Annotated in this window: 7 protein-coding genes; 1 reads left to right on the top strand and 6 read right to left on the bottom strand. The window is 60.3% G+C overall.

The annotated features are described in order from the left end of the window. Window positions 1-4 precede the first annotated feature (4 nt). The 4 genes from I6L41_RS18585 to I6L41_RS18570 all read right to left on the bottom strand — a co-directional run bounded on the left by I6L41_RS18585 (window position 5) and on the right by I6L41_RS18570 (window position 8,529). The gene (locus I6L41_RS18585; protein WP_216960566.1) at window positions 5-1,399 is read right to left on the bottom strand and encodes a D-arabinono-1,4-lactone oxidase; all 1,395 of its coding nucleotides are present in this window, start codon (window positions 1,397-1,399) and stop codon (window positions 5-7) included. Window positions 1,400-1,561: 162 nt separating this feature from the next. Then, entirely contained in the window at window positions 1,562-3,148 is a 1,587-nt protein-coding gene (locus I6L41_RS18580; protein WP_005355079.1) for an EAL domain-containing protein, read from the bottom strand. 280 nt (window positions 3,149-3,428) lie between these two features. Next, entirely contained in the window at window positions 3,429-6,026 is a 2,598-nt protein-coding gene (acnB, locus tag I6L41_RS18575; protein ID WP_043821991.1) for a bifunctional aconitate hydratase 2/2-methylisocitrate dehydratase, read from the bottom strand. Window positions 6,027-6,255: 229 nt separating this feature from the next. Continuing rightward, the gene (locus tag I6L41_RS18570; protein WP_216960565.1) at window positions 6,256-8,529 is read right to left on the bottom strand and encodes a patatin-like phospholipase family protein; all 2,274 of its coding nucleotides are present in this window, start codon (window positions 8,527-8,529) and stop codon (window positions 6,256-6,258) included. 222 nt (window positions 8,530-8,751) lie between these two features. Between I6L41_RS18570 and I6L41_RS18565 the strand changes: the two genes are divergently transcribed. After that, window positions 8,752-10,662: a methyl-accepting chemotaxis protein gene (locus I6L41_RS18565; protein ID WP_216960564.1), complete on the top strand. Its 1,911-nt coding sequence runs from the start codon at window positions 8,752-8,754 to the stop codon at window positions 10,660-10,662. Window positions 10,663-10,746: 84 nt separating this feature from the next. Here the strand turns inward: I6L41_RS18565 and I6L41_RS18560 are convergent, their stop codons facing one another. Beyond that, a complete protein-coding gene (locus I6L41_RS18560) occupies window positions 10,747-11,709 on the bottom strand; it encodes a sensor domain-containing diguanylate cyclase (protein WP_201958487.1) in 963 nt (320 codons plus the stop codon). Between the two features lie 124 nt (window positions 11,710-11,833). Next, complete coding sequence (lpdA, locus tag I6L41_RS18555) at window positions 11,834-13,261, bottom strand: dihydrolipoyl dehydrogenase (protein WP_005336123.1); 1,428 nt, start codon at window positions 13,259-13,261, stop codon at window positions 11,834-11,836. Between the last annotated feature and the right edge of the window lie 55 nt (window positions 13,262-13,316).

The following is a 13,316-nucleotide window of genomic DNA, read 5'->3' as shown; positions in this document are numbered from 1 at the left end:
ATCCTTACCGGTTGGCAAACAGGTCGCTGAGCCAGCGGTTTTCAAAGCGGCCATGGGGGTCGAGCTCGGCTTTCAACGCCACGAAGTCGTTCCAGCGCGGCAGCAGGGCCGGGAAGTCATAGAGATCCATCGCCAAGTGCTTGCCGAAATGGGGGATGCCACCAAGCGGCACCAGCAGTTGCTGCAGCTCGCGCATCTGATCCATGGAGCCGTTGACGAAGGTGCCGTCCGCCGCCAGATAGACCAGAAAACCGATCCAGCAGACCGACTGGCCATAAGCGGCGCTGAGCCAGGCCTCGGAAGGGCCGGTGCAGCGCAGGATAAAGGGATAGTGCAGCACGCCCGGATTGGCCTGCTGCCACGCTTGCAGGGTCTCCAGCGCCTCGTTCATGCGATTAAGCGGCACCGCCACCTCACAGTTGATCTGGGGGGCCGGGATCCCCTTGCAGAGAATTTGGTAGACGTTGCCCACCAGATCGGAGGCATCCTTGAAGCGGCGCACCGTCTCGAAGTGCTCCCCCGCCAGCGCCTCATCCTTGGTATCTTTCGCCATCTTCTGCAAGGTGGCATCAATGGTGGCGTTCATGCGGGCGTCGATATCGCCATCCAGCAGCAGCGGCTCGCTGCCACCGGCGCGGTAGCGGGCAACCTCCTCATCGGAGGCGGGATCCACCAGCCAGATGTGGCTCTCGCCGGTCCAGGCAAACCACCAGCTCTTCACGAAGCCGTGCTCGCGGTTGAGCCGCTCGTTGTGCTCCAGGAGGAAGGGGTAATCGGTGGTGAACTTGGTGCAGCGCATGATGCGGTTCGGTACGGTACGCAGGGTGACGTCGAGCAGGATGCCGAGCATCCCCATCCCCATCACGAAGGCACCGAAGCGCGGGTCGGTGCGATCCACCCGGATGATGTCGCCATTGGCCAGCATCACGGTCATGGCCTCTACCGCATCGCAGAGGGCAGACTGGTGCAGTCCCTGACCGTGGGTGCCGGTGCTGAGGGCGCCGCCCAGGGTCTGGATGCCGATAACCCCGGGGGAAGCCGGCAGCATCCGCTCCATGGCGATAAGATCGCCGTAGACGATATCGAGCGGCGTCCCCGCCTGATAGGTCACGGTATCGGCGGTTTTGGCCAACTGGCCGCGCAGGTGGTGCAAGTCCACCAGCAGTGCCTGACTGCCCTCGGCATAGACGCTGTGGATGGGTTCGAAGGAGAGGCCGGAGCCGATAAGGCGCAGCTTGCGCTCGGGATGTTCCCGCAGCAGTTGCTGCAGATCGTCGCGGGTTTTCGGGCGCCACACCTGATCCAGCGCCCCGAGGGGATTGGTTCTCGACCAGTTGAACAGCACCTCCCGATTACCGATCGCCTTGATGCTGTGAAATGCCTGGAACTGAACCGTCATACCGCGCCTCATCTTTTACTGACGTCAAAATGAGCGCCGATTCTACCGAAAAGCGAGCCACAAGGCATGGAAAACAAGCCCCTGCACTCGAGGGGGGATAGGGAGAGAGCACTCCCCTACCCTGCCAGACGGGAGCGTGGCCGCCCGTCTGTCACCGATAGATCAGGTCGCATTCGGGATGCCTCGCACCCCATCTGGCTGGCGGGTTTGTGCCTCTTCCGGCAGCAGCTCCTCGCAGAACTGGCGCAGCGGCATGGGGCGGGCAAACAGGTATCCCTGCAGATAGTCGACCCCTTTGGCCCTGAGGTAGTCAGCCTGACGCTCGCTCTCCACCCCTTCCGCCACCAGCGCCAGACCGAGCCGGGTCGCCAGATCGATCACATTGTCCACGATATGTTCCGAGAGCGACTCGGTACCGATGCGGGCGATAAAGGATTTGTCGATCTTGAGGTAATCCACATGGAACTGCTGCAGGTAAGCCAGGCTGGAGTGGCCGGTGCCAAAGTCGTCAATGGCGAGTTTGACCCCCATCTCGTCCAGCTGGCGGAACAGGGAGAGGGTCTGGGGATCTGACATCAGCAACTCCCGCTCGGTCAGCTCCAGCACCAGTACCACCTTGCCGGGGAGGAAGTGGCCGAGGAAGGCGCGGCACTCGGCCAGCAGGGCAAAATCGTGGCAATGAGCGGCGCTGATGTTGAAGCTGATATGAAACCCATCGGGCAACTGCTCCTGAGAGCGGTTCAACCTTGTCGCCACCTGCTTCATGATATGGGTGGTCATGGGGACGATCAGTCCCGACTCCTCCGCTTGCGGGATAAAGAGATCGGGCCGGATCACCCCTTCATTGACATGCTCCCAGCGCATCAGCACCTCGGCTCCCATCATCTTGCCGTCGTGGCTGGCAATCAGCGGCTGCAGGTAGGGAACAAACTCCCTGGCCCGCAGGGCACGTCGCAACTCATCTGTTGGCGAGCCGGGACGCCCCAGCACCCACCACACCAGCCAGGCCAGCAAAAGCGAGGAAACCGCCAGCCACGACAGCGCCACGTGCCGCGCGGCCCACAGCGACTTCCAGTAGACCGGCATGGCATAACCGGCATGGATGGTGAAAGGATAATGGGATGATGTGAGGGCCTGGCTGATCCCGCGATGGAGGGTGGGCGCCTCGCTCAGATAGCGGCCAGACTCATTGAGCCAGGCCGATCCCACCTGCAGATAGAGCGCACTGGATTTTCCGCTCATGGAGAGCATGAAACTGAGCTGGGTACTGTCGATGGCACTCAAGGCGGCATCCTTACCCTGCTCGGTGCGCACCACCAGCAGCGGGTGATTTTGCCGCACCCGGTTGCCACTCATCAGCAGCAACTTGCGGCCGGTGTAGATGGAGCCGTCATCGGCATCATTGGCCTCACCAAACAGCGAGGTGCAATTGATGATGCCGTTTCGTACCAGATTGACCGAACGCAGGAAGGGCTCGATGGCGACCTTCTTGCGCAGCACCAGCAGGTTGTCGCGACAGGGAGCATTCACCAGGGGCAGCACGGAGCGATTAGCCTGCTCCGCATGATCCAGCATCGACTCCATCAGGGTTCTGGCCTTGTGGGCCGAGGCGCTGGATTCCGCTTTCAGCTCCTGCACATAATTGCTGTGGATGAGCCAAGCTCCCACCAGCAGCGGCAGGGTAAAGACCAGCAAGGCACCGCCGAAGCGTAACCCGGTTCGGGAGAGATCGATCCTGAACAGAAACATAAAGAACCACGCCGCAATTCGTCAGGCCTGCCAACGCAAGCACCCAGTGAACAGATATCCACTTTCCCTCGATAACGATGCCTCATCATTACCGCACATAACCGAACAACATAACCCAAAGCGTTTATAAAACGAACCACCAAACAGGTGGTTGGATCTCTCTAGCAAGGATCGTGCAAACAATCCTCAAAAAAGACGGTGAATAACACACAAATAAATAATGCCGCGTAAATACGCGGCATTATTGGCTTCTTATCGCGCAAATCGCGCAAGAACTCCGTTAAACGGCTTGCTGCAGGATCACCGCATCGGCCTTCTTGGTGTAGGAGGCAATCTCGTTGAAGTTGAGGTAGCGGTAAGTATCTGCCGCAGTGGCATCGAGCGCCTTGGCGTACTGCAGGTACTCCGCCACGGTCGGGATCTTGCCGAGGATGGCGGCAACAGCTGCCAGCTCCGCAGAGGCCAGATAGACGTTGGCACCTTTACCCAGACGGTTCGGGAAGTTACGGGTGGAAGTGGAGACCACCGAGGCCCCTTCCGCTACCCGCGCCTGGTTGCCCATGCAGAGGGAGCAGCCCGGGATCTCGATGCGGGCCCCGACGCGACCAAAGATGCCGTAGTAGCCCTCTTCGGTCAGCTGATCCTTGTCCATCTTGGTGGGCGGTGCGATCCACATACGGGTCGGCAGCTCGCCCTGATACTTCTCGAGCAGTTTGCCGGCGGCACGGAAGTGGCCGATGTTGGTCATGCAGGAACCGATGAACACCTCGTCGATCTTGTCGCCAGCCACGTCGCTCAGCAGACGGGCATCGTCCGGATCGTTCGGCGCACACAGGATCGGCTCCTTGATGGTGGCCAGATCGATCTCGATGATCTCGGCATACTCGGCATCCTTGTCCGCTTCCATCAGGGTCGGGTTGGCCAGCCACTCTTCCATCCCCTTGATGCGACGGGTGATGGTGCGCGGGTCACCGTAACCTTCGGAGAGCATCCATTTCAGCATCACGATGTTGGACTTCAGATACTCGATGATCGGCTCTTTATCCAGCTTGATGGTGCAACCGGCAGCGGAGCGCTCGGCGCTGGCGTCCGCCAGTTCGAACGCCTGCTCCACCTTCAGGGTCGGCAGACCTTCGATCTCGAGGATGCGGCCGGAGAAGATGTTCTTCTTGCCCGCTTTCTCGACGGTCAGCAGCCCTTTCTGGATGGCGGCGTAGGGAATGGCATGAACCAGATCACGCAGGGTGATGCCCGGTTGCAGCTCGCCCTTGAAGCGTACCAGCACGGACTCCGGCATATCCAGCGGCATCACGCCGGTGGCGGCGGCGAAGGCCACCAGACCGGAGCCCGCCGGGAAGGAGATACCGATGGGGAAACGGGTGTGGGAGTCACCACCGGTACCCACGGTATCCGGCAGCAGCATGCGGTTCAGCCAGGAGTGGATGACACCGTCACCCGGACGCAAGCTCACACCGCCGCGGTTCATGATGAAGTCCGGCAGGGTGTGGTGGGTCTGCACGTCGATGGGCTTCGGATAGGCCGCGGTGTGGCAGAAGGACTGCATGGTCAGGTCGGCAGAGAAACCGAGGCAGGCCAGATCTTTGAGCTCGTCGCGGGTCATCGGGCCCGTGGTGTCCTGAGAGCCGACCGTGGTCATCTTGGGCTCGCAGTAGGTGCCGGGGCGAATGCCCTTCACGCCGCACGCCTTGCCCACCATCTTCTGGGCCAGGGTGAAGCCTTTGCCGGTATCGGCCACCGGCTGCGGGCGACGGAATACGGTGGAGAACGGCAGACCCAGCGCTTCGCGGGCCTTGTCAGTGAGGCCGCGACCGATGATCAGCGGGATACGGCCACCGGCGCGCACTTCGTCGATCAGCACGTCGGTCTTCAGTTCAAACTGCGCCAGCACTTGCTCGGTGCCGTGTTTGCAGATCTTGCCGGCATAGGGGTAGATGTCGATCACATCGCCCATTTCCAGCTTGGAGACGTCCACTTCGATAGGCAGGGCGCCGGCATCTTCCATGGTGTTGAAGAAGATCGGGGCAATCTTGCCACCCAGACAGACACCGCCAGCGCGCTTGTTCGGCACGAACGGAATGTCGTCGCCCATAAACCAGAGCACCGAGTTGGTGGCGGATTTACGGGAAGAGCCGGTACCGACCACGTCACCCACATAGGCCAGCGGGAAGCCTTTCTCTTTCAGAGCATCGATGGTCTTGATGGGGCCGACGGCGCCATCCTTGTCCGGGGTAATGCCGGGACGGGCGTTTTTCAGCATCGCCAGGGCGTGCAGCGGAATGTCCGGGCGGGACCAGGCGTCCGGTGCCGGCGAGAGGTCGTCGGTGTTGGTTTCGCCGGTCACCTTAAACACGGTGACAGTGATCTTCTCGGCCAGCTCCGGGCGGGAGAGGAACCACTCGGCATCAGCCCAGGACTGCATCACCTGTTTGGCGTGGACATTGCCCGCCTTGGCCTTCTCTTCCACGTCGTGGAAAGAGTCAAACATCAGCAGGGTGTGGGAGAGCCCCTTGGCGGCAAGCGGCGCCAGAGTGGCGTGATCCAGCAGGTCGATCAGCGGCTGAATGTTGTAACCACCCTGCATGGTGCCCAGCAGCTCGACAGCTTCGGCGGCAGTCAGGATGGGAGAGTGGGCTTCGCCTTTGGCGACGGCGGTGAGGAAACCGGCTTTGACATAGGCCGCTTCATCAACACCGGGGGGAATACGGGAGGACAACAGCTCTTTCAGAAAGTCTTCTTCGCCAGCGGGCGGGTTCTTGAGCAGCTCAACCAGGGCGGCGACCTGCTCTGCATCCAGAGGTTTGGCAACCACGCCCTCGGCGGCACGTTCTGCGACGTGTTTACGGTATGTTTCAAGCACGACTAATTCCTCTTTGGTCTTTTTTTGGGGTTCGCCCACGCTCGCGGCGATCGTCCTTGCGGGACACCCCGTAGGGTGCTCCCCACTATATAAGTTTTAACGACTAATTAAAATCCAAACCCTGTTTACTTATTCACCACAAAATCGTAACCAATTAAACAGGCTGGTATTTTTTGAAAATTAATTGAACGCCCTCAACCAGAGTTAACAAATTGGCATCAATTCAGCATTATTCGAACGTACTGCCCAATTGCAGATAGAAGACGTCATTGCCCCCCTCCGCCATGCCGTAGCCGAGGAACACAGGGCCGAGGAAGCTCTCCACCCCGACATAAACCGACCCGGCGGTAAACGAGCTCTCCAGACTGATATCCTCACCCTTGTTCCAGACCCCGCCCTGCTCCAGAGATCCACCCAGATAGAGCGGCATCTTGAGGGCACCGAAGTCATTGTCTGCCACCCGATAGATGTAACGCAGGCCACCAAACAGGCTGTAGCGACCGCTCAGCTGGTAGCGCTGGAAACCGGAGAGGCGGAACAGCCCGCCCAGATCCTGAATATGCAGCGGCACCACCTCTTCACTGCCCGAGCCACCCCCTTCGAGGATCAAGTTGAGGCTGTGCCTGTCCCATGACCAGGGCTTGATCATCGAGAGCTGATAATTCCAGCCTTCACTGCGCCCATCTGCTGACTCAAGTCCATCCACACTGACATGGGAGTGGCCCAGTTTCATATCCCATTTCACCCCCTGATAGGGGAAATAGAGGCTATCCAGATTGTCGTGTTCAAAGCGGACATAGGGGCCCCACGCCGTGGCATCCATCTCCAGCCCCTTGAAGTTCTTCACATCAATCGTGCCCAGTTGTCCCTCCAGCCCCATCGACAACCTGCTCCAGGGCTGGCGGTTCCAGCCCACCGCCAGATCGCCGCTAAAGAAGGAGTATTCGGAGTCGAGATAGCTTATCGAAACCGCCTCGGGATCCGGATTGGGGAAAAACAGGCGGCGCAGGGTCTGGTCATAGGCCAGACTCGCCTCACCATAGAAGGTCTGGGAGGGTTCGAGCGGGGTATAGAAGTCGGTCTTGATATGTTTGGCCGTGCCCAGAGACGCTTCGGTCAGCCACTCCGCCCCCCACTCGTTGACGTTGGTGAGGGTATAGGACATGCCGACGTTGTAGTTGGAGGTGTTCTCGAAGTCATCGGTGAAACCGAACTGGAAGTTGAGGTAGCCCGGCCCCCAGTTCTTCTCGCTGGCATCCACCAGCAGCACGTTCTCCCCGTCACGCTCCTCCACCTCGTAGGTGATGCGATCGAACGACTCAAGGGCATAGAGGCGGCGAATGCCCGCTTCCAGACTCTCATTGGTCTGTACCTTGTCCGGCCGCACTTTCAGCATGGCGCGCACCGTCTCGTCGGAGAGGCGCGACTTGTTGATGATCTCCACCTTGTCGATGAAGTAGGCGGGCTGACCGCTACGCTCGGCACGGCGGCTCAGCTTCTGGTTGCGATAGGCGTTGTACTGCGCCTTGGTGAGCGACAGTTTATCGAGTTGCAGCGACACCTTGTCAGCCGCCGTCTCACCGATCTTGATCCCCTCCGGCATGCGGGCAAAGTCGGCGATCCCCATATCGCCAAACTCGGGGGCGATCAGAATATCCTTCGGTCCCATCAGCGCCTTCTGCTTGTCGGTGCCCACCTGGGTCATGTAGGTGGTGAGCTGGTCAATCATCGCCAACCCTGACTTGAGGGACTCCCGGGTACGCAGCTTGGCACCGATATCCACCGCGATCACCACGTCGGCCCCCATCGCCTTGGCGACATCCACCGGCATGTTGTTGACGCTGCCGCCGTCCGCCAGGATGTGCCCCTCCCACTCCACCGGCTTGAGGGCACCGGGAATGGACATGGAGGCCTGCATCGCCTTGGCTAGGCTGCCGTGATCCAGCACGAAGGGGGTGACCGTCTCCATGTCGGTCGCCATAGCGCGGTAGGGAATGGGGAGATCATCGAAGCTCGCCTGCACCGGCAGGTTGGAGGTTGCCCCCCGCAGCAGGCTGGCCATGGATTGGCCCTGGAAGAAACCGTCCGGCAGCTGGGTGGTGTCGCCATTCACCCCGATGTCGGTGCGCAGCTGATACTGCTCGTTCTGCTGCTTTTTGCGCAACGACAGCTCGTCGCGGCCCACCTTGTCCTGATACCCCTTGTTCCAGTCGATGGCCAAAGTGGTGCGCTCCACCTCCTCGGCACTGAGCCCCATGGCATACATCCCCGCCACATAAGAGCCCATGCTGGTGCCGACTATGATGTCGACCGGGATACGCTTCTGCTCCAGCACCTTGAGAATGCCGATATGGGCCGAGCCCTTGGCGCCGCCACCACTGAGCACCACCGCAATCTTCGGGCGCTCCCCCTGTGCCGCCACAGCCAGCAGCGGCATCGCCGCCAACATCACCAAAAGCAGACGGGTCCATCCCGCACCTAAGCTGCGTATCATATTTTCCATATTATTCAGAGGGTCAGTCACCAAGGATGGCCTCTACTATAAGGGGCCCGGCAGTTAGCGCAACCGTCAATCCGCATCCCGCCTGTGCTGCATGGCGAAGGGGCACGCCGCCGCCCCTGTGAGCGCAAACGTAATCCGCAAATAAAGGGCTGCAAGCCTCATGGGTAGCGCCGCGCTGCCGCTAATATGAGCGTCGTCAATCTCAACCTTTTGAGCACCTTTATGCTGGCAACCCTCACTCTTAAACAGAAAATACTGGCCACGGTCACCCTGGCCGTGGTCGTCTCCTGCCTACTGGTAGGCTACTTCAGTCAACGCTCGGCCCAGCAACTGATCGAAAACCGGATGTTCGAGCAGGAGCTCCCCAACCTGACCCAGCGGATCAGCAAGGAGATTGAACAGGATCTCCACGGCATCGCCCAGGCCGCCCGCCAACTGGCCACCGACCGCTTCATCCTCGACTGGGTGGATCGGGGCATGCCCAAAGAGCAGGAGCCAATCCTCATCAACCAGCTCAAGGATGTGGCCAACCAGTATGGTCTGGTGACCGCCTCCTTCGCCGATCGCCAGACCGCTGCCTACTACAACCAGGATGGCTTTCTGCGCAACCTGACCCCCACGCAAGACGCCTGGTTCTATGACTACACCAAGAGCCAGAAGGAGATGACCCTCAGCATCTTCCGCGAGAGCAACGGCGAGGTGAAGCTGTTCGTCAACTTCCAGCAGCTCAACGGGCGCGGGCTGGCGGGCTTTGCCAAATCCCTCGACACCATGGTGACCATGGTCTCCAACTTCCGGCTGGAAGAGAGCGGCATCGTCTTTATGGTCGATGGCAGCGGCAAGGTGAAGCTGCACCCCGAGGCTAATCGCATCGAGCGTGACACACTTGGCAACATTGCCAGCGGTGATACCGGCAGCCTGCTGGCCAAACGCCCCTTTGCCGTCATCAACGCCGAAGTCAATGGCGAGCCCATGGTACTGGCCAGCAGCTATATCCCGCTGCTCGACTGGTATCTGGTGGCCCAGGTGCCGCAAGCCGAGATCTATGCCGAGCTGGATCAGACCCGCAACGAGATCCTGATGATCTCGCTGGTGATTGCGCTGGCCATGGGGCTGATAGGGATGCTGCTGGCAGGCTCGGTCAGCCGCCCGCTCAACGAGCTGGCCCGCCTGTTCAAGGAGCTGGGCAGCGGCGATGGGGATCTTACCCAGCGACTGAAAGTGGAAGGACGTGACGAACTGAGTCAGGTCGCCACCGGTTTCAACAACTTTGTCGCCAAGATCCACGGCTCCATCGAGCAGGTGGCGGAGAACTCCCGCCAGCTCGCGGCCACCGCCAACGAGGTGGCCAACAAGGCGCAGCTGACCCAGCACAACTGTACTGCCCAGCGTGACCGCACCGTGCAGGTGGCCACCGCCATCCACGAAATGGGGGCCACGGTGAGCGAGATCGCCGGTAACGCTTCGCTGGCAGCCGAAGTAGCCAGACAGGCCAACGATCAGGCCGATGCAGGGGCAGTAGTGGTAGCGCAGGCGCGCCACGGCATCGTCGACCTCTCAGGCGAGATTGAGCAGGTGGCCGGGGTTATCGAGTCGCTGGCGAGCCAGACCGACTCCATCGGCAGCATCCTCGAAACCATCCGCAGCATCTCGGAGCAGACCAACCTGCTGGCACTGAACGCCGCCATCGAGGCCGCTCGCGCCGGTGAACAGGGTCGCGGTTTCGCCGTGGTGGCAGATGAAGTGCGCAATCTGGCCAACCGCTCCGCCGCCTCGACCGCCGAGATCCAGGGGATGATCAACCGCTTGCAGGAGCAAAGTGCCCGCGCTGTCAGCGCCATGGCGCAGGGGCGCAACCAGAGTCTGGAGGTGGTGAGCCAGGCCGATGAGGCCAACGCCGCCCTCGGCCAGATCACCGCCCATATCACCCAGATCAACGACATGAACATCCAGGTCGCCACCGCCACCGAGGAGCAGTCGAGTGTGGTCGGCGAGATCAACCGCAACGTGGAAGACATCAACCAGCTCACTATGGAAACCGCCGATATCGCCCACCAGCTGACCGAATCGAGCCGCAGCCTGCAGCAGCTCTCCGGTCAGCTGGACAAGCTGGTCGGCAACTTCCGGCTCTGACCCCGACCTTGACCTGAGTCCTCAACAACAGAGAGCGCCGTGGCGCTCTCTGTTGTTTTGGTGGCGGCTAATCCGGCATAGCAGTCAGCCCTTGCCATCCCGTTTGCGCTGATACATCAGCTCATCCGCGCTGGTGAGCAGCTCGGCCAGGGAGACACAGCCGCGCCCGTCATAGCAGACAATCCCGGTGCTGCAGGTCAGCGCATAGCCGCAACCACTGTGCTGATTGTGCTCGGCCAACATGGCATTGAAACGCTCATAGGCTAGTTGTGCCTGCGCCTCTAGCACATTGGGCAACAGGACGGCGAACTCATCGCCGCCCATGCGGGCAAACACGTCTGCGCCCCGAAAAGCCTGCTTGAGCAGAGTGGCAAAGGCGATCAGGGCCCGATCCCCTTCTGCATGCCCCCACCGATCGTTGATCCCCTTGAAGCCATTGAGATCCAGATAGAGCAGCGCCAGCGGCATCTGCAAGCGACTGGCCAGCGAGAGGCTCTTCTCCGCCAGCATCACGAACCCGCGCCGATTGGAGATCATGGTCAACTCATCAATGGTGGCCAGCTGCACCGCTTCGAGCTCCCGCACCACCATCGCCGCCAGATCCTTGAGCAACCCCACATCCTCGTCGCTCAATTCCCGCGGCACCGTATCGATGATACAGAGCGTCCCCAGTTTGCAACCGTTGGCGATCCGCAGTGGCTGTCCGGCATAGAAGCGGATGCCGGGCCCGCCCACCACCAGCGGATTGTCGGCAAAGCGGGGATCCTGCGAAGCATCCGGCACGATAAAGGTCTCATTGCCCATGATGGCGTGGCCACAGAACGAAATGTCCCGGGCAGTCTCACGGACTTCCAGACCGATACAGGATTTGAACCACTGGCGATCTTCATCCACCAGACTTACCAGCGCGATGGGGACATTGAACACCCGTCGGGCCATGCGGGTCAGCCGATCAAACCGCTCCTCAGCCTCGGAATCGAGCAAAGAGAGCCGCCGCAGGGTTTCCAGCCGCAATGCCTCATCGGGTGGAATGGGTGCTTCTAGCATCGTGCCTCTCTCATCCGTGCCAAAACCTATCTTTAGCATATTGGGCTTTGTCGAAGTCGGGGCAGCAAGGAGAAAACAAAAAGCCGCTCATTCGAGCGGCTTTTTAGACAAGCGGGGAAGAAAATTACTTTTTCTTCTTGGCCTTGGCGTTCGGCAGGTCGGTGATGGAGCCTTCGAACACTTCGGCAGCCAGACCCACGGACTCGTGCAGAGTCGGGTGAGCGTGGATGGTCAGCGCGATATCTTCGGCGTCAGCACCCATCTCGATGGCCAGACCGATTTCACCCAGCAGTTCACCACCGTTGGTACCCACGATGGCACCACCGATGACGCGGCCGCTCTCCTTGTCGAAGATCAGCTTGGTCATACCGTCGGAACAGTCGGACGCGATGGCGCGGCCGGAAGCAGCCCACGGGAAGGTGGCGACTTCGAAGTTCAGGCCCTGTTGCTTGGCTTCCTTCTCGGTCAGACCAACCCATGCCATCTCTGGCTCGGTGTAGGCGATGGACGGGATCACTTTCGGGTCGAAGTAGTGCTTCTTGCCGGCGATCACTTCAGCGGCAACGTGACCTTCGTGAACACCTTTGTGTGCCAGCATCGGCTGGCCCACGATGTCACCGATGGCGTGGATGTGAGCCACGTTGGTACGCAGCTGCTTGTCCACCTCGATGAAACCGCGTTCGGTCACGGCAACGCCAGCTTTCTCGGCATCCAGCATCTTGCCGTTCGGCACACGGCCTACGGCAACCAGCACGTTGTCGTAACGAACCGGCTCGGCCGGGGCGTGTTTGCCTTCGTAGGAGACGTACAGGCCGTCTTCGCGCGCTTCAACTGCGGTGACCTTGGTCTCCAGCATGATGTTGAATTTCTTGGCGACGCGCTTGGTATAGATCTTGACGATGTCTTTGTCGGCAGCCGGAACCAGCTGGTCGGCAAATTCCACCACGTCGATCTCGGAACCCAGAGAGGAGTAAACGGTACCCATCTCCAGACCGATGATGCCGCCACCGATAACCAGCAGTTTGCCGGGAACGGTTTTCAGCTCCAGCGCATCGGTAGAGTCCCATACGCGCGGGTCATCGTGGGGGATGAACGGCAGCTTCACCGGACGGGAACCAGCCGCGATGATGGCGTTGTCGAAGGTCACGGTAGTCTTGCCGTCTGCACCTTCCACTTCAAGGGTGTTCGGGCCGGTAAATTTACCCAAGCCGTTAACAACCTGAACTTTACGCATCTTGGCCATGCCAGCCAGACCGCCGGTCAGCTGGTTGATAACCTTCTCTTTCCACAGACGGATCTTGTCGATGTCGGTCTGCGGTGCACCGAAGACGATGCCGTGCTCGGCCAGCGCCTTGGCTTCTTCAATCACTTTGGCAACGTGCAGCAGCGCCTTGGAGGGGATGCAGCCCACGTTCAGGCAGACGCCACCCAGGGTGGAGTAACGCTCGACGATAATAGTATCCAGACCCAGATCGGCTGCACGGAAAGCAGCGGAATAACCGGCAGGGCCAGCACCCAGTACTACGACCTGGGTTTTGATTTCTTTACTCATCATGACCTCTTTGTCGTTCTTATATCCCCGGACAGCGCAGTCTTATACCGAAACG

Source organism: Aeromonas sp. FDAARGOS 1411 (assembly GCF_019047125.1).
Lineage (GTDB): Bacteria > Pseudomonadota > Gammaproteobacteria > Enterobacterales > Aeromonadaceae > Aeromonas > Aeromonas veronii.
The sequence above is the reverse complement of the archived record's forward strand: the minus strand, read 5'-3'. Positions and strand labels throughout refer to the sequence as shown.